Annotated in this window: 19 protein-coding genes and 1 pseudogene; 10 read left to right on the forward strand and 10 right to left on the reverse strand. The window is 69.6% G+C overall.

Features of this window, described 5'->3' with window-relative positions:
• Positions 1-12: 12 nt before the first annotated feature.
• The 4 genes from FJ108_09435 to FJ108_09450 are packed head-to-tail and all read right to left on the reverse strand — an operon-like array spanning position 13 to position 3,271.
• Positions 13-345 (reverse strand): non-heme iron oxygenase ferredoxin subunit, encoded by a 333-nt coding sequence (locus tag FJ108_09435; GenBank protein MBM4336123.1) that lies wholly within the window; start codon positions 343-345, stop codon positions 13-15.
• Positions 346-349: 4 nt separating this feature from the next.
• The gene (locus tag FJ108_09440; protein ID MBM4336124.1) at positions 350-913 is read right to left on the reverse strand and encodes a DNA-3-methyladenine glycosylase I; all 564 of its coding nucleotides are present in this window, start codon (positions 911-913) and stop codon (positions 350-352) included.
• Positions 910-2,244 carry an AarF/ABC1/UbiB kinase family protein gene (locus FJ108_09445; GenBank protein MBM4336125.1) on the reverse strand — a complete coding sequence of 445 codons (1,335 nt, stop codon included), beginning with the start codon at positions 2,242-2,244 and terminating at the stop codon, positions 910-912. The genes FJ108_09440 and FJ108_09445 overlap by 4 nt, the downstream gene beginning before the upstream one ends.
• A gap of 10 nt (positions 2,245-2,254) precedes the next feature.
• Entirely contained in the window at positions 2,255-3,271 is a 1,017-nt protein-coding gene (locus FJ108_09450) for a phosphatase PAP2 family protein (protein ID MBM4336126.1), read from the reverse strand.
• On the opposite strand from FJ108_09450, the gene FJ108_09455 reads away from it, so the two are divergent.
• From FJ108_09455 to FJ108_09465, 3 genes and pseudogenes are all read left to right on the forward strand, one after another.
• The gene (locus tag FJ108_09455) at positions 3,146-5,281 is read left to right on the forward strand and encodes a nitrate reductase catalytic subunit (GenBank protein ID MBM4336127.1); all 2,136 of its coding nucleotides are present in this window, start codon (positions 3,146-3,148) and stop codon (positions 5,279-5,281) included. The two genes, FJ108_09450 and FJ108_09455, sit on opposite strands and share 126 nt — an antisense overlap.
• A gap of 17 nt (positions 5,282-5,298) precedes the next feature.
• Positions 5,299-7,689 (forward strand): annotated as a pseudogene (locus FJ108_09460) (NAD(P)/FAD-dependent oxidoreductase).
• Between the two features lie 412 nt (positions 7,690-8,101).
• A complete protein-coding gene (locus FJ108_09465) occupies positions 8,102-9,409 on the forward strand; it encodes an MFS transporter (GenBank protein MBM4336128.1) in 1,308 nt (435 codons plus the stop codon).
• Between the two features lie 14 nt (positions 9,410-9,423).
• Here FJ108_09465 and FJ108_09470 read toward each other — a convergent pair whose 3' ends face one another.
• Both FJ108_09470 and FJ108_09475 read right to left on the reverse strand, forming a co-directional pair.
• Positions 9,424-10,218: an enoyl-CoA hydratase/isomerase family protein gene (locus tag FJ108_09470; protein MBM4336129.1), complete on the reverse strand. Its 795-nt coding sequence runs from the start codon at positions 10,216-10,218 to the stop codon at positions 9,424-9,426.
• Positions 10,215-11,141, reverse strand: coding sequence for an LLM class F420-dependent oxidoreductase (locus tag FJ108_09475; protein ID MBM4336130.1), 927 nt, complete (start codon positions 11,139-11,141; stop codon positions 10,215-10,217). Before FJ108_09475 ends, FJ108_09470 begins: the two co-directional genes overlap by 4 nt.
• Before the next feature lie 46 nt (positions 11,142-11,187).
• On the opposite strand from FJ108_09475, the gene FJ108_09480 reads away from it, so the two are divergent.
• The 4 genes from FJ108_09480 (at position 11,188) to FJ108_09495 (ending at position 14,686) form a co-directional block, all read left to right on the forward strand.
• Positions 11,188-11,970 carry a hypothetical protein gene (locus FJ108_09480; GenBank protein MBM4336131.1) on the forward strand — a complete coding sequence of 261 codons (783 nt, stop codon included), beginning with the start codon at positions 11,188-11,190 and terminating at the stop codon, positions 11,968-11,970.
• The gene (locus FJ108_09485) at positions 11,967-13,076 is read left to right on the forward strand and encodes an acyl-CoA dehydrogenase (GenBank protein ID MBM4336132.1); all 1,110 of its coding nucleotides are present in this window, start codon (positions 11,967-11,969) and stop codon (positions 13,074-13,076) included. The genes FJ108_09480 and FJ108_09485 overlap by 4 nt, the downstream gene beginning before the upstream one ends.
• A gap of 18 nt (positions 13,077-13,094) precedes the next feature.
• Entirely contained in the window at positions 13,095-14,267 is a 1,173-nt protein-coding gene (locus FJ108_09490; GenBank protein ID MBM4336133.1) for an acyl-CoA dehydrogenase, read from the forward strand.
• Between the two features lie 98 nt (positions 14,268-14,365).
• Positions 14,366-14,686, forward strand: coding sequence for a hypothetical protein (locus FJ108_09495; protein MBM4336134.1), 321 nt, complete (start codon positions 14,366-14,368; stop codon positions 14,684-14,686).
• 87 nt (positions 14,687-14,773) lie between these two features.
• Here FJ108_09495 and cyoE read toward each other — a convergent pair whose 3' ends face one another.
• From cyoE to rpmG, 4 genes are all read right to left on the reverse strand, one after another.
• Positions 14,774-15,697 (reverse strand): protoheme IX farnesyltransferase, encoded by a 924-nt coding sequence (cyoE, locus tag FJ108_09500; protein MBM4336135.1) that lies wholly within the window; start codon positions 15,695-15,697, stop codon positions 14,774-14,776.
• Positions 15,640-16,611 carry a hypothetical protein gene (locus tag FJ108_09505; GenBank protein ID MBM4336136.1) on the reverse strand — a complete coding sequence of 324 codons (972 nt, stop codon included), beginning with the start codon at positions 16,609-16,611 and terminating at the stop codon, positions 15,640-15,642. Before FJ108_09505 ends, cyoE begins: the two co-directional genes overlap by 58 nt.
• A gap of 117 nt (positions 16,612-16,728) precedes the next feature.
• The gene (locus FJ108_09510; protein MBM4336137.1) at positions 16,729-17,895 is read right to left on the reverse strand and encodes an acyl-CoA dehydrogenase; all 1,167 of its coding nucleotides are present in this window, start codon (positions 17,893-17,895) and stop codon (positions 16,729-16,731) included.
• Positions 17,896-17,923: 28 nt separating this feature from the next.
• Positions 17,924-18,094, reverse strand: a complete 171-nt coding sequence (gene rpmG, locus FJ108_09515) for a 50S ribosomal protein L33 (protein ID MBM4336138.1) — start codon at positions 18,092-18,094, stop codon at positions 17,924-17,926.
• Between rpmG and FJ108_09520 the strand changes: the two genes are divergently transcribed.
• From FJ108_09520 to FJ108_09530, 3 genes are all read left to right on the forward strand, one after another.
• Positions 18,093-19,349, forward strand: a complete 1,257-nt coding sequence (locus FJ108_09520; protein MBM4336139.1) for a CoA transferase — start codon at positions 18,093-18,095, stop codon at positions 19,347-19,349. The genes rpmG and FJ108_09520 overlap by 2 nt on opposite strands.
• Before the next feature lie 62 nt (positions 19,350-19,411).
• Entirely contained in the window at positions 19,412-20,278 is an 867-nt protein-coding gene (gene rfbA / locus FJ108_09525) for a glucose-1-phosphate thymidylyltransferase RfbA (protein ID MBM4336140.1), read from the forward strand.
• Entirely contained in the window at positions 20,275-20,706 is a 432-nt protein-coding gene (locus tag FJ108_09530) for an acyl-CoA thioesterase (GenBank protein ID MBM4336141.1), read from the forward strand. Before rfbA ends, FJ108_09530 begins: the two co-directional genes overlap by 4 nt.
• The last annotated feature ends 108 nt before the right edge of the window (positions 20,707-20,814 follow it).

A 20,814-nucleotide genomic window follows, 5' to 3' on the forward strand; every position in this document is an offset into this window, starting at 1 on the left:
GCGGCGAGTCACTCAAACCTCTTCGCCAGCGTCCCCGTCGCCGAGCGAGATGAAGACGTCGTCGCCCTCGACGCGCACCGCGAAGCGGCGCAGATCCTCGGTCACGATTCCACCGCCGGCCGCGCCGGTCTTCACGTCGAAACGGCCGCCGTGCAAGGCGCACTCGAGCTCGTCGCCCTCCAAGTAGCCGTCGCTCAGGCACGCGTACGCGTGCGTGCAGACGTTCGATACCGCGTGGAACGAGCCCGCAAGGTTGCAGAGCGCGACGTCGATCCCCGAGACCCGCACGCTCTTGACCTCGCCCGGCGCGACCTCGCGCACGCTCGCGACCCGCTGCCACTTCATCGCGTCAGGCGAGCTCTGCGTGGCGCGGACAGCTGGTGAGATGGTCGTTCACCATGCCCACCGCCTGCATGTACGCGTAGCAGATGGTCGAGCCGGTGAACTTGAAGCCGCGCGCGGAGAGATCCTTCGAGAGCGCGTCCGACTCCGCGGTGTGCGCCGGAACGTCGGCGATGCGTCGGAAGCGATTCACCCGCGGCCGTCCAGCGACGAAGTCCCAGAGGTACCGGTCGAAGCTGCCGCACTCGGAGACGACGTCCAGGAAGGCACGCGCATTCCCGATCGCCGCGTCGATCTTCTGGCGGTTGCGCACGATTCCCGGGTCGGCGAGGAGCTGCGCCCGTCGCTTCTCGGTGTAGCTTGCGACGAGCTCCGGATCGAAAGCGTCGAAGGCGCGCCGATAGCCCTCGCGCTTGCGCAGGATCGTGAGCCAGGAGAGGCCCGCCTGCGCGCCCTCCAGGATCAGCATCTCGAAGAGCCCGCGGTCGTCGTGGAGCGGCACGCCCCACTGCTCGTCGTGATAGGGGATGTAGAGCGGGTCCTTGTCGGCCCACGGGCAACGAGCGCTCAAGCAGCGAACTCCTCGAACACCGCGCGGCAATCGACGCGCGCTCCGATGTGCGCGAGGAGCAGGTAGGTTCCGGCGAGCTTCCGGTGCAGGAAGATCAGCTCCGTCGGCGGCGCGCGCAGACCCCGGCGCGTGTAGGCGTCGATTCCGATTTCGCGCACCTCGCGCGCGAGCTCGGAGCCCGCGAAGGAGTACGGCCCCGGGCGCCGCAGCGGCTCGGCGACGCGCTCACAGAGGCGATTGAAGGCCGAACGAGCCTCCGGCGCCTCGTCTCCGCGCAGGAGCCCGAGCGCGCTCGCAAGCTCCTCGACCCGCTCCGCATCGCGCGTGATCGTGGCGCGGATCAGCTCCGCGTAGCGCCCGGTGAAGTGCGCCGAGTAGCTGCGCACGGCGCCGAAGTCGAGCAGCGCCACTCGCTCGTGCTTCGGCTCGAACAGGTAGTTCGCGAAGTTCGGGTCGGTCTGGACGAAGCGGAACTCGAAGAGCTCGCGGAAGACCAGCCGGAGCAGCTTCGCGCCCACCTCGTCGCGGCGGCTCTGCGGATGCTCGGGCGAGCGCAGGTCCTCGAGCGGTAGCCCGCGGACCCGGTCCGAGGCCAGCACGCTGCGCGTCGAGAGATCCGCGTGAACGCACGGGACCAGCACGGCCGGATCGTCGCCGACCAGGTTGCGGTACTGCGCCTGGCTCCGCGCCTCGCGCGCGTAGTCCGCCTCGCGGCGCAGCTCCTCCTTCAGCTCGGGAATCACCCGATCGAGGTCCAGGCCCGCAGGCACCAGCCGCAGGCCGCGCAGCACCAGCACCAGGTTGTCGACGTCGCCGTCGATGCTGCGCTCGATCCCGGGGTACTGCAGCTTCAGCGCCAGGTCGCGGCCGTCGCCCGCGGTGGCCGCGTGTACCTGGCCGATCGAAGCCGCGGCCAGCGGCTCGAAGTCGAACTCCGCGAAGCGGCTCTTCCAGCCGCGGCCGAACTCGCGCGCGAGAACCTGCCGGACCTGCGCCTCGGGCATGAAATGCGCGTGGCTCTGCAGCTGCGCGAGCGCCTCGCGAAGTCGAGGCGGCAGCATCCCCTCGCCTTGGAGCGAGAGCAGCTGGCCGAGCTTCATCGCCGCGCCGCGAAGATCCGCGAGCGTCTCGGAGATCCGCGCGGCGTTCGCGCTCGTCATGAGCAGCGAGCCGTCGCGCTCGCCCGCTCCCGTCGCGCGGCGCAGGAGCTCGAGGGCGGACTCGCCCGCGATTCCCGCGACCAGCCCGGCCAGGCGTGCGATCCGCTCGGCGCGCCCGTCGGGGACGCGCGCGGTCCTCTGCTGCGCTCGCGACGTCGGACGCTCCTTCATGCGCGCGAGTCTATCCGATCGCCCATGCCCACGGAGCGACCCCGGCGAGGTACGCGGCGTACAGACCCGAGTAGAACGCCGCGACGAGCGCGCCGAAGAGCAAGAGACCGACGGCCCCGAAGCTCTCCGCTTCGGCACTCGCAGCCGCGCGAGGCGCGACACATGCGCGATGCGCGAGTCCGCCGAGCAGCAGACCCGCGGCGACGTCGACCGCGTAGTGCTGCTTCGTCGTGCAGACGGATGCGGCGATGCAGGCGGTCCAGGCCAGCGCGGCCGCGCCCGACGGCCGGTCCACCCGCCACGCCGCGAGCGCCGCGAGTAGCGCCAGAGCGAGGTGCAGCGACGGGAACAGGTTGAAGGGCGGGTCCAGGAAGTACAGCAGCTGCAGCAGCCAGCCCGCGAAGCCTGCATCGGCATACAGCCGCACATCCGGGCGCAGGCCAACCGAGGTGACGGGGAAGAGCAGGAAAGCGGCGAGCGCCAGCGCAATCACAAGCGCGTACGCGAGCGCCACGCGGCGGAAAACGACCGGATCCCGCACCACGAAGATCGGCAGCAGACTCATCGGCAGGATCGACCAGTAGACGCCGACGGATTCGAGCAGGAACGGAATGGCGGCGTCGAGCGGAGTCCGGAGCGAGCGAGCGCCCTCGGGGTCGCTGGCGAGAAATCCGACCGCGAAGTAGCCGACGAGAAAATACGCCAGAACCGAGCCCGTGAGCATCGCGCGCTCGCGCATGGAGCGAGTGTCGCGCGCGATACCGCATCGGAGCAACCGACCGCTGCTCAGCTCGCGTGCACTCGTTGCACGGTCTCGACGCAGATCCCCGAGACCGATCGAGCCGCTTCGCCGCGAGGCGCTCCATTTCGCCGGTACGGTGATTGCACCGGGTCGAGACGAATGGACGAACCGCTCGCGTCGGAGACATCGATCCGAACCGGCTGCCCCTATTGCGGGGTCGGCTGCGGCCTGTCCGTAAGCGTAGCGGGCGGGCGCGTGCTGAAGGTCCGGGGAGACCGCGAGCATCGCTCGAGCCGCGGCGAGGTCTGCATGAAGGCCGCGGCGTTGCCGCCAACCGTCGCACGCGAGGGTCGGGCCGATCGCGCTCGAATTCGAACGCGCGCCTCGGGACGCTTCGCCGAGACGAGCGTCGCGACCGCGGTCGCGCGAGCCGCTGCCGAGCTGCGCCGCATCGTAAACGCTCACGGTCCGGACGCGATCGCCTTCTACGGTTCGGGGCACCTCTCGACCGAGGACTACTACACGCTCGCGAAGCTCGTGAAGGGCTTCCTCGGCACTGACAATCTCGACACGAACTCGCGGCTCTGCATGGCCAGCGCCGTCGCCGGGTACAAGCGCGCCTTCGGAGCGGACGCTCCACCGGGAAGCTACGCCGACATCGACGAGGCGGAAGTCTTCCTGATCGTCGGCGCCAACCTCGCCGACTGCCACCCGGTGCTGTTCCGACGCGTAGCGAAGCGGCTCGACGCCGCACCCGAGACCGTGCGCGTGATCGTCGTCGATCCCCGCAGGACCGAAACCTGCGACATCGCGCACTCGCACCTCTCGCTGCGCCCTGGAACCGATGTCGCGCTGCTGAACGCGATGCTGCACATCGCGATTCGAGAAGGGCACGTCGACAAGCCGTTCCTCGAGCGGAGAACGGAGGGCTTCGCCGCGGTGCGCGATGCCGTCGAGAGCTGGACGCCGGAGGTCGCCGAGGAGCTCTGCGGCGTGCCTTCGGCCGCGATCGTCGACGCCGCGCGCACGTTCGCGCGCTCGCGCAAGGCCGTGGTGCTCTGGGCCATGGGAGCCAACCAGAGCTCGCACGGCACCGCGAAGAACGCCGCGATACTGAACCTGTGCCTGGCCACCGGGAACGTGGGCCGCCCCGGCTGCGGGCCACTCTCGCTCACGGGCCAGCCCAACGCCATGGGGGGGAGAGAGGTCGGCGCGCTCGCGGGCCTGCTGCCGGGTCACCGCAGCCTCAGCGATGCGAATGATCGAAACACCGTCGCGAAGCACTGGAAGGTTCCCGTCGAGCGCTTGCCGGAACGGCCCGGCCGCACGGCCACGGAGATCTTCGCGGGCCTCGAGGACGGCAGCGTTCGCGCCATCTGGATCCTGGCGACGAACCCAGCCGCGTCGCTTCCGGATCTCGAGCGCGCCCGTCGAGGTCTGCGCCGCGCCGAGCTCGTCGTCGTGCAAGACGCGTTCTTCCCGACCGACACGACCGACCTCGCGCACGTGGTGCTGCCGGCCGCCGCATGGGCCGAGAAAGACTGCGTGATGACGAACAGCGAGCGTGTCGTAACGCTCCACCGCAAGGCGGTCGAGCCGCCGGGCCACGCGCTGCCGGATTGGCGTTTGCTCGCGCTGCTCGCGCACGAGCTAGGCTTCGGGGCATCGTTCGCCTGGCCCAGCGCCGCCGAGATCTTCGACGAGTTCCGAACTCTGACGGCCGGAACCACCTGCGACCTCTCGGGCGTCACGCACGCGCGCCTCGCCTCCGGGCCCTTGCAGTGGCCCTGCCCGTCCGGGGAGCACCCTGGATCGGAACGGCGCTACGAGGTGCGCTTCGCCACCGCGAGCGGACGGGCCCGTCTCGAAGCAGTGCAGCCGCATCCGCCCGCCGAGCCGACCAGTCACGAGTTCCCGCTGGTGCTCACGACCGGCCGGCTGGGGCCGCACTGGCATACGCGCACGCGCACCCGCTGGTCGCGCAATCTCGAGAACCGGGCTCCGGAGCCAATCCTCGAGATGCACGCGAGCGACGCCCGACGCGTCGGAGTGGTCGACGGAGGCTTCGCCGAGATCCGGTCACGCCGAGGCGAGGTCGTAGCGCAGGTCCGAGTCACTTCGGAGATCTCGCCCGGAACGGTGTTCCTGCCGTTTCACTGGACCAGGCTAGACGGTCCCGAGAAGTCCGCGAACAACCTGACGCACGCGGCGCTGGATCCGATCTCGAAACAGCCGGAGCTCAAGCACTGCGCGGTGCGGGTACGCGCGCTCCGATCGCCGGAGGATGGAGCGTGACGGAACGCCGACTCGTGATGGTCGGAAACGGCATGGCCGGACTCGCCTGCCTCGACGCGATCCTGCAGCGCGACCCGTCGTGGAAAACGACCGTGTTCGGAGACGAGCCGCACCTCGGTTACAACCGGATTCTCCTCTCGACGCTGCTCGCCGGTGAATGCAGCCTGGAGGAGACGATCACGCACGACGCGTCGTGGTACGCGCAGCGCGAGGTCACGCCACGCACCGGCGTTCGCGTAGTGTCCGTCGACCGCGAACGCCGTCTCGTGCGCGACGACTCTGGTGCGGAGACGGCCTACGACCGGCTGCTGCTCGCGACCGGATCGGAGGCGACGGTTCCGCCGATCGCCGGCGTGCGGCGCGCGGGGGTGCACGTATTCCGCACGCTCGAGGACACCAGCTCGATTCTAGCCGAGGCACGCCGCGCGAGACGCGCAGTCGTGATCGGGGGCGGTCTGCTCGGCCTCGAGGCAGCGCGTGGCCTCGCCAAGGCCAAGGTCGAAGTCTGCGTCGTCCACCTGATGCCGTGGCTGATGGAGCAGCAGCTCGACGCCGCTGCCGGAGCTCTGCTTCGCGACGCGATGCAGCGTCTGGGCGTGCGGGTGCTGCTCGAACGCAAGACGCTCCGGATCGAGGGCGAGGGCGAGCGCGGTCGAGTCGCGCGCGTCGTGCTCGAGGGCGACGAGACGCTCGATGCAGATCTTGTCGTAATCGCAACCGGAATCCGACCGCGTGTCGAGCTCGCGCGTGACGCCGGTCTCGAAGTGAAGCGCGGAATCGTCGTGGACGACTTCCTGCGCAGCAGCGACCCCGCGATCTTCGCCGTGGGTGAGTGCGTCGAACACCGCAGTCGCTGCTACGGCCTCGTCGCGCCGCTCTACGAGCAGGGCGTCTGCCTCGCGCACGCCCTGAACGGCGACGAATCGAAGCCCTATCAGGGTTCGCTCGTCCACGCGAAGCTCAAGGTCGCCGGAGTGAACCTGCTCTCCGTCGGGCGATTCACTCCGTCTCCGGAGGCGCGCGCGAGCGAGGCGCTGCGGGTCGAGGACAGCGGGGCCGGCCTGTACCGAAAGGTGCTGATCGAAGACGGCGCGGTGGTCGGGGCGATCCTGATGGGTCAGATCGAAGATGGCCCGAGACTCGTGAACCTGGTCGCGAAGGGCGTGCCGGTTCGCGACGAGACGGAACGCCGGTCGCTCCTGCTCGGCTCGCTGGCCGCGGGCGCGGCCACCGCCGCGGCCGAAGCGGACGAAGCGACGGCCGCGGCCGAGCTGGCCTCGGGCGACATCGTATGTGGATGCATGGGAGTGACCAAGGGCTCGATCGTCGCCGCGATCGAAGCCGGGGCCACCACGCTCGTCGAGATCCGGCGCGCGACTCGCGCTTCAACCTCGTGTGGAAGCTGCGCGGGAACCTGTCAGGCGCTGATCCGCGTGGTCACGGGCGGCGCCTGTGGCCCGACCGGTCCGAAGCTTCTCTGTGAGTGCGTGCCTCACACGAAGGAGGATCTACGACGCGGCCTGCGCAACCAGAATCTGCGCAGCGTCTCCGAAGTGCTTCGCGTCTACGGCAACGACGCGGGCTGCGCCACCTGCCGGCCCGCGCTCTCGTTCCTGGTGGACGAGGTCTGGCAGGGCGGACACACGGAGGAGCGCGCGAGCCGCTTCGTGAACGACCGGGTGCACGCGAACATCCAGAAGGACGGCCGGTTCTCGGTCGTGCCGCGAATTCGCGGCGGGATCACCTCGGCCGCCGAGCTGCGCAAGATCGCCGATGTCGCGGAGAAGTACGCGGTGCCGATGGTGAAGATCACCGGCGGACAGCGGCTCGACCTGCTCGGAGTGCGCAAGCAGGACTTGCCATCGATCTGGCGCGATCTGGGCCTGCCGAGCGGCCACGCCTACGCGAAAGCGGTTCGCACGGTGAAGACCTGCGTCGGCACCGAGTTCTGCCGCTTCGGAGTGGGCGACTCCACGCGCCTCGGAGTACGCCTCGAGGAGAGCACCGAGCGGCTCCACACGCCCCACAAGGTGAAGCTGGGTGTCACCGGATGTCCGCGAAACTGCGCGGAGGTCACCGTGAAGGACATCGGAGTGATGGCGATCCAGGGCGGCTGGGAAGTGTACGTGGGGGGCGCCGCGGGCATGCGCGTTCGCAAGGCCGACCTGCTCGTGCGCGTCGAGCACGAGGTCGGAGCGCTCGAGGCGACTCACTTGTTCCTTCAGTACTACCGCGAGAACGCGGAGTATCTCGAACGAACCTACGACTTCGTCGAACGGCTTGGAATCAGCCGGATCCGCTCAGAGACGGTCGACGCTCCCGGGGAGGTGCGCGCCGCCCTGCTCGAGCGCTTCCAGCGCTCCCGGGCGATCGCGATCGAGCCGTGGTCGAGCGAGGGAGAACGACCCGCGACCTCCCACCAGTTCGAGGAGCTTCCGGCCGTCGCGCCTCCCAGCCAACGTGGCTTCGTCAGGGTCGCGGCGCTCGACGAGCTGCCGCTCGGCGAAGGTCGCGCCGTGCGCGTCGGCCGGCGCGAGATCGCCGTATTCCGCAGCGGCCCGCGGGAGGTGCACGCGACGCACGCGCGCTGTCCTCACGCAAACGGTCCGCTCGCCGACGGAATCCTCGCGGGCCGGCAGGTCACCTGCCCGCTGCACGGCTGGAAGATCGACGTCGAGGACGGCTCGGCGGCCTCACCCGCCGGAAACTGCGACGCGGTCCCGACCTACCCGGTCGAGCTTCGCGGAGACGAGGTCTGGATCGAGGTGCCGGCGGGCCCGCGCGCGAGTACCGCCAGCGGACGTCCGGACGGAGGCTGAGATGGAATCGGGAGACCGAGCCACGCGCATCGAGCTCGCGAACTTCTCGAGCCCGCCGATGCGGGCGTTCCACATGAGCTGGCTTGCGTTCTTCACTTCGTTCGTCGGGTGGTTCGCGGTGGCGCCGCTCATGCCGCTGATACGAGGGGATCTGGGCTTGAGCCGGCAGCAGATCGGAACCAGCGTGATCGCCTCGGTCGCGCTGACCTTCTTGGCACGGCTTCTGGCCGGTCGGCTGCTCGATCGCTTCGGGCCGCGGCGCATCTACTCGGCGCTGCTCGTGCTGGGCTCCGTGCCGGTGATGGCGATCGGACTCGCGCGGAGCTACGAGAGCTTCCTGCTGCTCCGCATGGCGATCGGCGCGATCGGCGCCTCGTTCGTCGTCACGCAGTACCACACCTCGCTGATGTTCGCGCCGAACGTCGTGGGAACGGCGAACGCAACTGCGGCGGGCTGGGGAAATCTCGGTGGGGGCGCAGCGCAGCTGCTGATGCCGCTCGCTCTCGGACTGCTCGTGAGCGCCGGCGTCGAATCGGCACTGGGCTGGAGGCTGGCAATGATCGCGCCCGGCGTCGCCATGCTCGTGATGGGAGTCCTGTACGCCCGCGGCGTGCAGGACACGCCGCAGGGGAACTTCGAGGATCTGCAGGCCGGCCGATCTCGCGGGGCACCGGGCGGCAGCTTCTCGAGCGCCGCTCGCGATCCTCGTGTCTGGGCGCTGTTCGTCGCTTACGGCGCGTGCTTCGGTCTCGAGCTCACGCTCGACAACGTGGCCGCGCTGTACTTCTTCGACCGCTTCGAGCTCGATCTGACCCAAGCCGGCGCGGTCGCAGCCGGCTTCGGCGCCATGAACCTGTTCGCGCGCCCGCTCGGCGGCTGGCTCTCGGATCGAGTCGGAAGCTCGCGGGGCGTAACCGGGCGCGCGACCCTGCTGGGCCTGCTGCTGCTCTTCGAGGGCTTCGCGCTGCTCGCGTTCTCGCGCGCGAATGCGCTCTGGCTTGCGATTCCCGCCCTGCTCGTCGTCGGACTCTTCGTGAAGATGTCGAACGGAGCGACCTACGGGGTGGTTCCGTTCCTGAATCGGCGCGCGCTCGGCTCGGTGACGGGAATCGTGGGCGCGGGCGGGAACGCCGGCGCGGTCGCCGCGGGATTTCTCTTCCGCGACGAGTCGCTCGCGACGCAGGACGCCTTCCTGGTGCTGGGCGCGATCGTGACCTTCGTCTCCGCGTTCGCGTTCCTGCTGAGCCTCTGGGTCGAGGATCGCTCGGGCGTCGAGGCGCCAGCGCTCGGTAGCGAGCTGTCGACCTGAGCGCGACGGACGCGTCAGCGCCCCTTGAAGACCGGCGTGCGCTTCTCGAGCAGCGCGGCGACGCCCTCTTTCGAGTCCTCGGTCTCGAAGGTCCGCGACTGCAGCTGCGCCTCGCTCTCGGCCGCGGGAACCGGATCCCAGTCGCAGTTCCGGTACAGCGAGCGCTTGGTCCAGCGCACCGCGATCGGCGCGGCGGAGGCGATCTCTCGCGCGAGCTCGAGCGAGCGCGGCATGACCTCGGCCTCGGGCACGGCGTGGTTCACGATGCCGATCTCCGCGGCCTCGGCGCCCGAGACGATCCGCCCGGTGAAGAGCAGCTCCGCGGCGCGCGGCAGCCCGACCAGGCGCGGCAGGATGTAGGTCGTCGCCATTCCCGGGTGGATGCCGAGCCGCGTGAAGTTCGCGCCGTAGCGCGCGTCGCGATCACCGACGCGGATGTCGCAGACGACGGCCAGCCCGAAGCCGCCGCCGATCGCGTGGCCCTGCAGCGCGCCGATCACCGGGATCTCGATCGAGAGGATCGACAGGAACGGCTTGTACATGTTGAACGAGCGCTCGTTCGGAAGCAGCGTACGCGTCGCGCCGCCGTCTCGCTGCACACCGGTCTTGAAGTCGGCCCCCGCGCAGAAGCTCTTGCCGCGACCGGTGATGATCACGCAGCGCAGCTCCGGGTCCTCCTTCACGCGGGCGATGCTCGCGCGCAGGCCCTCGAACACGTCCTCGGTCATGCTGTTGCGGTTCTCGGGACGGTTCAGCGTGATCGTCGCGATGAAGTCCTTCGCCTCGTACAGGACCGCCGGCTCGCTCATCGCCGCGCCCCCGCGAGCTCGCTGGTCAGGAAGGCGAGCGTTCTCTCGTACGCGCCGTCCTCGACGGGCGTGATCGCAGCGTCGAAGTCGGTCACGCCGATCTCTCGCAGGCGCGCGATCTCGCGCCGCAGCTGCGCCTCGTCGCCGGCGATCGCCACATCGCCCGGTCCGGCGGCGCCCTCGCGGTCCAGCATGGCCCGGTAGGACGGAAGCTGGCCGTAGATCACCAGCGCCTTGCCGATCTTCTCCCGCGCCTCCGCGGGCTTGTTCGTGAGCAGGATCGGAAATCCCGCAACGACCCGCGGCTCGGGCCGGCCCGCCTGCTTGGCGGCCTCGCGCAGCGTCGGGAGGATGTGAGTCTCGAGCGTCCTCGGGCCGGTCATCCAGGTGATCGTCCCGTCCGCGAGCCGGCCGGTGAGCTTCAGCATCACGGAGCCGAGCGCAGCGACCAGAATCGGGACGCGCGTCGCTCCCGGGACCTGGAGCTGCGCCGCCACCTTGTACTGCTCGCCCTGGAAGGCGACGCCTTCGCCGCGGCAGAGCGGCGCGAGCACCTCCAGGTACTCTTTCATGTGTCGGGCGGGCTTCTCGTACGAGAAGCCGAACATGTTCTCGATCACGATCTTGTGCGAGAGGCCGATGCCCAGCGAGAAGCGCCCCTTCGACGCGGCCTGCGTGGTCAGCGCCTGCTGCGCGATCGCGACCGGGTGGCGCGGGTAGGTCGGAACGACCGCGGTGCCCAGGCCGATCCGGCTGGTCTCGCGGCCCACGATCGCGAGCGCGTTGATCGCGTCGAGGCCGAAGATGTTGGCCATCCACAGGTTGTCGAAGCCTGCAGCCTCGTAGCGCTTCGCGGCAGCGACCAGTCCGTCCAGAGTGCCGTCCGGCCCCTCGGTCGCTCCTACCATCAGCCCGATCCGCATCCCGTCCCCTTCGCGCAAGCCCGCGCACTGCCGCCGATCTTATCCCATGCGACCTCCCGGCCGGCTCCTGGGTTTCAGGGTATTGATCCAAGTACCGATTGAATACTCATCGAAGTTCTGCAAAGATCCGAATTCGAGTATGCCCTCGGAACGCGAACCCACCCCCCTAGCGCCGCTCTTCGATCCGGTCGGACGCGGACTCGATCTGATCGGTGACCGCTGGACGCTCGTGCTCGTTCGGCACCTGATGGGCGGTCCACGCGGCTTCCAGGAGCTGAAGGAGCGCAGCGCGATCGCGCCGCGGATCCTCTCGTCCCGGCTGCGGCAGATGACCGAGCGCGGCCTGGTGCACGCGGTCCCCGAGGGAAATCGATCGCTCTACGCCCTGACCGACCTGGGCCGCACGCTCGAGCCGATCGTGCGCGAGATCGCGCTCTGGTGGGTCCGCCACTTCATGAACGAGACCGGCCCCTTCAAAGAGACCACGCCCGCCTCGGTGGTCGAAGCCCTGCCCTTCCTGCTGCGCGAGGATCGCGCGCGCGACGTGCAAATCACCTACGAGCTGCGGCTCACCGGCAAGGGCGGCGGCGTCTGGGTGGTCGAGATCGACGACGGCGCCTGCCGTGTCCACGAGGGCTACGCGCCGCGCGCGCAGGTGCGTTACACGGCCGACGCCCGCGACTGGACGCTGCTCGCGATCGGCCTGATGGACGACCGCGAGGCGTACAGCGAGGGCCGACTCACCAAGGACGGACAAGGCGGATCGATCGCCTGGTATTTCCACCAGCCCTACACCCCAAAGCGTAAGGAACGAGGAGACAGCCCATGATTTCATTCGGACCGACGGAAGAGCAGGAACTGATCCGGCAGACCGTCCACGAGTTCGCGGCCGGAGAGATGCGCGAGATCGCGCGGGCATGCGACGAGAAGCACGAGCTGCCCGAAGAGCTGCTGCAGAAGAGCTGGGAGCTCGGCCTGGTCGCGGGCGGAATTCCCGAGTCCTACGGCGGGGGCGGAATCGGTCGCTCGCCGATCACCAACGCGCTGGTGCTCGAAGAGCTCGGCTGGGGCGACGCGCCGCTCGCGGCGGCGGCCATGACGCCGGCGCTCTTCGTGCAGCCGATCCTGGACTTCGGCACCGACGAGCAGAAGCAGGCGTACCTGCCGCTCTTCACCGGCTCGAAGTTCCACGCCGCGACCCTCGCGCTGCTCGAGCCGAACTTCACGTTCGATCCCGGCAACCTGCGCACGGTTGCCGAGCCCAAGGGCACCGGCTTCTCGCTCACCGGGGCGAAGCGCCTGGTCCCGCTCGCAGCATCGGCGAGCCATCTGCTCGTCGTCGCGCGCGGCGCCCGGGACGGGCTCGCGGGCCTCGAGGCCTTCATCGTCCCGCGAGACGCCAAGGGCCTCTCGATCGCGCCCGCGGCCGAGCGCACGCTCGGCTTCCAGTGCCTGCCGCGCTTCTCGGTCACGCTCGACCGCGTCGAGGTTCCGGCCGAAGCGCGACTCGGCGGCGAGAAGGGAATCGACGGCGCGCGGCTGGTGAACAGCGTTCGCGCGGCGTCGTGCGCGCTGGCGCTCGGCCTGGCGCGCGGGGTGATGGAGCTCGCGATCCCCTACGCCAAGGACCGGATCGCGTTCGAGCAGCCGATCGCCCAGAAGCAGGCGATCGCGTTCATGCTCGCCGAGATGCAGATCGAGGTGAGCTCGATGCGCCATCTGGTCTGGAAGGCCGCGAGCCAGCTCGAGAACGGCCTCGACGCGACCCGCGCCACCACGCTCGCGCAGACCTACGTGAACCGCGAGGTCATGAAGATCGCCGACAACGGCCTGCAGGTCTTCGGCGGCCACGGCTTCATCCGCGAGTACCCGGTCGAGATGTGGTACCGAAACGCCCGCGCCCTGACGGTCAACGAAGCCGTCTGCGCGCTCTAGAGCCCAGGAGAACCAGAGATGATCGACTTCACCCTCACCGAGAACGACGAGAAGGTCCTCGCGGCCGTGCGCAGCGAGGCGCTGATCTGCCGCAACTACGCCCGCTACTACGACGAGCACGAGGAGGAGTTCGCCCCAGACGAGTTGCCCGAGGCCAGGGACTTCAAGAACCCGTTCGCCTACCTGGCCGGGCGCGGTGACCTCGACACGTCGATGGGCGTGATGAGCATGCTGATCAGCGCCGGCCAGACCTGGGGCGACTACACCGTGCGCATGCGGCGCGGCACCGGCGGGCTGGGCAACGCGGCGCTTCGCGCCTCGGGATCGGCCGAGCAGCAGAAGCGCTGGGGCGACAAGACGCTCGCCATGGCGATCACCGAGCCGGGCTGTGGCTCCGACTCCAAGGCGGTGCAGACCACGGCCGTGCTCGACGGCGACGAGTGGGTGCTGAACGGCGAGAAGATCTTCGTCACCACCGGGTGTCGCGCCGAGGGCGTGGTCGTCTGGGCCACGGTCGACAAGTCGGCGGGTCGCGGCGGCATCAAGAGCTTCATCGTCATGAAGGGCACGCCCGGCTTCGAGGTCACACACAAGGAGAAGAAGCTCGGCATCCGCGCAGACGACACCGCGGCCTACGTGTTCCGCGACTGCCGCATCCCGCGCGACCACCTGCTCGGCGGTGACGAGAAGGTCGCTCGCCAGGGCGGCGGCGGCTTCAAGGGCGTGATGAAGACCTTCAACATGACGCGCCCCGCGGTCGCCGCGATCGGGCTCGGCATCGCGCAGGCCGCGCTCGACTTCACCAAGGAGGCGCTCGCCAAGGAAGGCGTCGAGGTGGACTGGAGCGCCGGCCCGCACGCCCGGTCCGCGATCCAGCAGCAACTCGTCGAGATCGAGGCCGACATCGAGGCCGCCATGCTCGACGTGCTGCACGCGACCTGGCTTTCGGGCGAGGCCAAGCCCAACAACCTGGAAGCGTCGATCGCCAAGGCCAAGGGCGGCGAGATCTCGCGCACCGCGACGCAGCGCTGCATCGCGATCCTGGGCTCGATGGGGATCTCGCAGGAGTTCCTGCTCGAGAAGTGGTTCCGCGACTGCCGCATCACCGACATCTACGAAGGCACCGGCCAGATCCAGCGCCTGATCATCGCGCGCGAGATCCTGGGCTACAGCGCCGCGCAGCTCTCGTAGGGCGAGCGGCCTTTCGCGAACGTCGGGGGTCGTGCATCCTGCGGCGGTCACATTCCCGGCTCGGGCCTTCGGGCCCGAGCCGATGGGGGGACCATCCGATGACCAGCCGACTCTTCGCGAGAACCCGATCCGCCGCGGTGTCGCTCCTCTTCGCGGCGACCTTTGCGGCTCTGCCGTTCGCGGCGCCCGCCGAGGCGCAGACCCGTGCGGAGCCCGTCTGCAACGGGAACGGCGCCATGTGGATGTCGATCGCGCATCCGGGCCTGGGCGAGATGAAGAACTCCGGACAGGGCTGGAATGGCATTCCGAAGAAGAAGTTCTGGCTCGGCTTCATCCCGTTCTTCGGCTGGCCCGGCTACCTGCAGGTCGTGAGCGCGATCGACGCGAAGAACTGCCGGACCAACGACTGGCCGAGGTAGCGGCAGGGGCCGCTCAGGTGCCGGAGAGCCTTCGGATGAAGGCGATCAGATCGCGGATGCCTTCGTCGTTCACGACGCCGACGCAGCTCACGCGACGCTGCGCCAGACCAGATCGCCGATCATCCCCGCGAACGTGCCCAGCAGGTAGACGAGCGAGACCAGAAACGTGCGGCGCGCGCTGTCGCGATCGCGGCGGCGCCGCAGCACGAGCGCCTCGCCGAGGAACCACAGCCCGAGCGCGCCCGCGATCACCGCGTAGGTCGAGCCGAGCAGTCCCAGCGCGACGGGCGCGAGCGTCACGGGGACGAGCGCGAGGATCCAGAGCACGATCCGCGTTCGCGTCGCGTCCTCGCCGATCCGATCGTGAAGCATCGGGAACCGCGCTTCCGCGTAGTCCGCGCGGCGATGCAGCGCGATCGCGTAGAAGTGCGGCGGCTGCCAGATGAAGATGATCGCGAAGAGCAGCCAGCCGGCCGCAGATACGTAGCCGTTCACGGCCGCGTCGACGATCAGCGGCGCGATCGCGCCCGCGACCCCACCGACGACGACCGCGAACGGCGTGCGCGGCTTCAGCCAGAGCGTGTACACGAACACGTAGAACAGGATCGCGCCCAGCGCGATGGATGCGGCAGCCGGTCCGGAGGCGATCCAGAGCAGCCCCGTTCCGAGACACGAGAGCCCCAGCCCGAAGGCGAGCGCGCGGCGCGGGTCGAGCCTTCCTGCGGCCAACGGGCGCGTTCGCGTGCGCTCCATCTGCGCGTCGCGATCCCGTTCGAGGTAGCTGTTCAGCGAGTTCGCGGCGCCCGCCGCGAGGGCCGTGCCGAGCAGCGTCAGCGCGGCGAGCTCGAACGACGGCCAACGCCCCTGCGCCATGAAGAGCGCGGGAACGCCCGAGAAGAGCACGAGCGGCAGCAGTCGCGGCTTGGTCAGCGCGAAGTACTCGGCCGCGGCGCTCACCGCGCACCCTCGAGCGCTCGCGGACGGCGGGACGCGACCTGCGCGCTCGCCGATCCCATGAGTCGCGCCGCCAGCGCTTCGCGCACCAGCATCGCGGTCGCGAGCGCGAGCGCGGTCGCCAGTGCCGAGTGCAGGCCCGTGATCTCGCGCGGAACCTCGAGAAGCACGTTCGCGACGCCGACGGCCACCTGCGAGATCGCAATCCCGAGCGCGAGCGCCGAGAGGCGGCCGACGCGCTCGGAGCGGCGCGCGCGCCAGGCGAGCAGCGCATACGCGCTGCCGAGCAGATACGCGTTCAGGCGATGCAGGACGTGCAAGCCGATCGGCCCCGCGAGCGAGGGCGCGAGCGAGTCACCGTTGCAGAGCGGAAAGGTCGCGCAGGCGAGGCCCGCGTAGTGGCTCGAGACCAGCCCGCCCAGCACGAACTGAACCAGCAGGACGAGCGCGCAGAGCGCGACGAGCTTCTCGACCGCGCCCGGGAGCTCCGCGCGTCGAACCGGCGCAGGCCGGGCGAACTCGCGCAGCCCGCCCGAGAGCCAGGCGAGCGACACCACGAAGGAGTTCCCCGTCACGAGGTGCGCGGTCACCGTCCACGGCGCGAGCCCGAGCAGGACGGTGAGTCCGCCGAGCACGACCTGCACGACGAGCAGTCCGACGATGGCGGCGATCGTCGGGCCGAAGCGCGCGCGCAGCTCGCGCACCCTGAGGACGAACGCCACCAGCCCGACGAGCACGACCGATAGCGCTCCTGCCATGGCTCGGTGGCCCCATTCGAAGGCGACCTGCAAGTCGAACTCGGGGATCAGCTCGCCGAAGCAGAGCGGCCAATCCGGACACGCGAGGCCGGCGCCGTGAGCGCGAACCAGCGCGCCGAAGACGACCAGGCACCAAGCGAGGAACGCGAGCACCCCGGCCGCGATTCCGCCGCCGAGAGCCGTGCTGCGAGCGAGGTCGGACGGTGGGGGCATGCGGCTAATCCGAGCGCGGCCGGTCGAGGGTGGTCCACCGCATGGTCGTCCGTTCTCAACCCCCGGGCCCGACGGGAGTAGGCAACTTACTCAGCCTGCCGGAGAGGGTCAAGCGACTCAGTACGAGCGCGGCAGCTCGAGCACGTGCTCGGCGACGAAGTTCAGCGCCATCTCCTGCGAGATCGGCGCGATCCGCATCAGCCGCGCCTCGCGCCAGTAGCGCTCGACGTGGTACTCGCGCGCGTAGCCGAACCCGCCGAGCGTCTGCAGCGCGCGGTCGCAGGCCCGGAACGACGCGTCCGCGCAGCGGACCTTCGCCATGTTCGCGAGCGGGCCGGCCGGCTCGCCGCGATCGTAGGTCCAGGCCGCCTTCTGCCACAGCAGCTCCGCCGCGACCAGCTCGCTGTAGGAGTCGGCCAGCGGGTGCGCGATCGCCTGGTTCTGCCCGATCGGCCGATCGAAGACCACGCGCTCCTTCGCGTACGCGATCGCCCGCTCGAGCGCCCGGAAGCCGATCCCGCACGCCTCGGCCGAGATCACGATCCGCTCCGGGTTGATGCCGTCGAGAAGCGTGTAGAAGCCGCGCCCGACCTCGCCCACGACGTCGTCGTTCGAGACCGGCAGATCGTGGATGAAGACCTCGTTCGAGTTCACCGCGTTTCGCCCGAGCTTCGGGATCTCGCGGATCTCGCAGTGCGCGCGGTCGAGATCGGCCAGGAACAGCGTCATCCCGTCCAGGCGGCGTTTGCACTCCTCGCGCGGCGTCGTGCGCGCGAGCAGCAGGATCTTCTGCGCCTGCTGCGCCTTGGTGTTCCAGACCTTCTTGCCGTTCACGACCCAGCCGCTGCCGTCCCGGCGCGCTAAGGTGCGGATCCGCGAGGTGTCGGTGCCGGCGTCGTCCTCGGTCACCCCGAACGAGACGTGCAGCTCGCCGGTCGCGGTCGGCGGCAGGTACTTGCGCTTCATCGCTTCGGAGCCGTGATGGATCACGGGGCCCATGCCGAAGATCGACAGGTGCAGGGTCGAGGCCGCGTTCATCGCCCCGGCGCTGCCCGCCACCGCGCGCAGCAGCGCGCCCGCGTGCATCACGCCGAGCCCGGCCCCCCCGTAGGCCTCCGGGACCAGCACGCCGACCCAGCCCGCGGCCGCGAAGGCGTTGTAGAACTCCCAGGGGAAGAGCTTCTTCTCGTCGTGCTCGAGCCAGTAGCCGTCGTCGAAGCCGCCGGCGAGCTTTCCGGCCTCGGAGCTGATGCTCTGGTAGTCCGCGTCCTGGCTGAAGTCCATGCGCGGGATTCTACGCCCGCGCGCAGGCCTACTTCAGCTTCGCTTCCTTGAAGACGACGTGCTTGCGCGCGACCGGGTCGAATTTCTTGATCTCGAGCTTGTCCGGGGTGTTCTGCTTGTTCTTCCGGGTGGTGTAGAAGAAGCCCGTACCCGCGGTGCTCTCCAGCTTGATCTTCTCGCGCGCGCCCTTTTTCGCCATGGGCGGCGTTATAGCACGCTCCTTGACACCTCGCGCCCCCGGGTGTGAGGGTCCGGCGATGACCGCACCGCTCGAGGGAATCCGGGTCGTCGAGGTCGCGAGCTTCGTCGCCGCGCCATCCGCGGGGGCGCTGCTCGCGGATCTGGGCGCGGAGGTGATCAAGGTCGAGGTGCCCGAGGGGGAGCTGTACCGGCACACCCGTCCGCGGATGAACGGGTTCGACAGCGACATCGACGTCTCGCCCGCCTTCGAGATGGACAATCGCGGCAAGCGCTCGCTCGCGCTCGACCTGTCCCGGCCCGAGGCGCGCGACGCGCTCCTGCGCGTGATCGATCGCGCCGACGTGCTCCTCACCAACCTGCTCCCCGGGCGCCAGCTCCGCTTCGGCCTCGATCCCGCGACCCTTCGCGCGCGCCGCCCCGGGCTCGTCCACGCGACACTGAACGGTTATGGAACGCGCGGGGACGAGGCCGACCGGCCCGCGTTCGACTACACCGCCTACTGGGCGCGCACGGGCATGATGGACATCCTGCGCGCGCCGGATGCGACGCCGGCGTTCCTCCGCCCGGGAACCGGCGATCACGCCGCCGGCATGTCGCTCGTCTGCGGAATCCTCGCCGCGCTGCGCGTGCGCGACCGCACCGGCGTCGGCCAGGCGATCGAAGTGTCGCTGCTGCAGATCGGCCTGTACATCCAGGGAAACGACCTCGCGCAGGTTCTCGTCGCCGGCGAGAGCCCGCCGATGCACGACCGCAAGCAGCCGCGCAATCCGCTCTGGAACCTCTACCCGACCCGGGACGAGCGCTGGCTGATGCTGGTGATGATCGACTCGATCCGATACTGGGCACCGCTCTGTCGCGCGCTCGGGCGCGAGGACCTGATCGCCGACCCGCGCTTCTCCGGAGCGGTCGAGCGCTACAAGAACTCGCGCGCGCTGGTCGAGATCCTCGACCCGATCTTCGTCTCGCGCTCGCTCGCGGACTGGGAGCAGGCGCTCGAGACGTCCGGCATCATCTGGTCCGCGGTGCGCCGACTGGACGAGGTGGCCGCGGACCCGCAGGCACGCGACATGGGCTACCTGCCGACGGTGGAGCACCCGCGCGTGGGCGCGTTTACGGGCGTGGGAACGCCCTTCCTGATGTCCGCGTTCCCGATGCCCGCGAATCGCCCGGCGCCGGAGCTCGGCGCGGACTCCGCCGAGCTGCTTCGCGAAGCCGGCCTGTCCGCGGACGAGATCGCGAAGCTCCTCGGCTGACCGGCGCGAGTGTCGCGCAGGTCGCCTGCTACCATGCCCGCGTCCGAGCAGGAGAGGTGCGCATGAAGGGGATCGTCCTGGCAGGCGGCGCCGGCTCGCGCTTGCACCCGCTCACGCAGGTCGCGAGCAAGCAGCTGCAGCCGGTCTACGACAAGCCGATGATCTACTACCCGATCGCGACGCTGATGCTCGCGGGAATCCGCGAGATCCTCTTGATCTCCACGCCGCAGGACGTGCCCCGCTTCCAGTCCCTGCTCGGCGACGGCTCCCTCTGGGGCCTGCAGATCCGCTACGCGGTGCAGCCCGAGCCCAAGGGGATCGCGCAGGCGTTCCTGGTCGGCGAGCGCTTCATCGACGGCGGAAACGTCGCGCTGATCCTGGGCGACAACATCTTCTACGGGCGAATGCGCCTGGACGAGATCGTGCGCGAGTTCCGCACCGGCGCGGTGATCTTCGGCTATCCGGTGCGCGATCCGGAGCGCTACGGCGTGGTCGAGTTCGACGAGAGCGGGAAGGTGCTCTCGCTGGTCGAGAAGCCCGCGAGTCCGCGCTCGAATCTGGCGGTGCCCGGCATCTACCTCTACGACGCGACGATCGTCGAGCGCACGAAGCGCCTGCGGCCCTCCGCGCGCGGCGAGCTCGAGATCACGGATCTGAACCGCGGCTATCTCGAGAGCGGCGAGCTGCGCGCGCTGCGTCTGGGACGCGGCATCGCCTGGCTCGACACCGGCACGCACGAGAGCCTGCTCGAGGCCGCGAACTTCATCGCCACCATCGAGCAGCGGCAGGGCTTGAAGATCGCCTGCCCGGAGGAGATCGCGTTCCGGCAGGGCTTCATCGACGCGGCCGGACTCGAGCGCGCGGTCGCGGCGATGCCGTCGTCGCCGTATCGCGACTACTGCGCGGCGCTGCTTCTCGAAGCGGAATGAGCGGAGCCGTCTTCAGGCGCACGCGCATCATCGAGGCCGCCGACTGCGACGAGCTCGGCCACGTGAACAACGTGCGCTGGCTCGGCTTCGTCGGCGAGCTGGCCGGCGCGCACGCGATCCGCCGCGGCTCCGACAACGCTACGCTGCGCGAGCAAGGGGCCGTCTGGATCGTGCGCCGCCACGAGATCGACTACCAGCGCTCCGCGCTTCCCGGCGAGGAGATCGTCGAGGAGACCTGGGTCGAGGCGATGAGCGGCGCGCGCAGCATCCGCCACTCGCGCTTCACGCGCGCCTCGGACGGGGCCTTGCTCGTGGCCGCGATCACCACCTGGGCCTACGTCGACGCGAAGACGCAGCGCCCGCGCCGGATCCCCTCCGAAATGATCGAGCGGTTCCGCAGCGACGGATCGGCACGGCCCGAGGGCTAGCCTGGATTTCTCACCACTCAAACGAGCACAGGCCGGCTGACTTCTGTTAACCGTTGAGTTGCAAGACAAAACGGGCCAACAGAAAGGGTCGACCTGTGCAGACAGAGT

This window comes from Deltaproteobacteria bacterium, from assembly GCA_016875225.1.
Lineage (GTDB): Bacteria > Myxococcota_A > UBA9160 > SZUA-336 > SZUA-336 > VGRW01.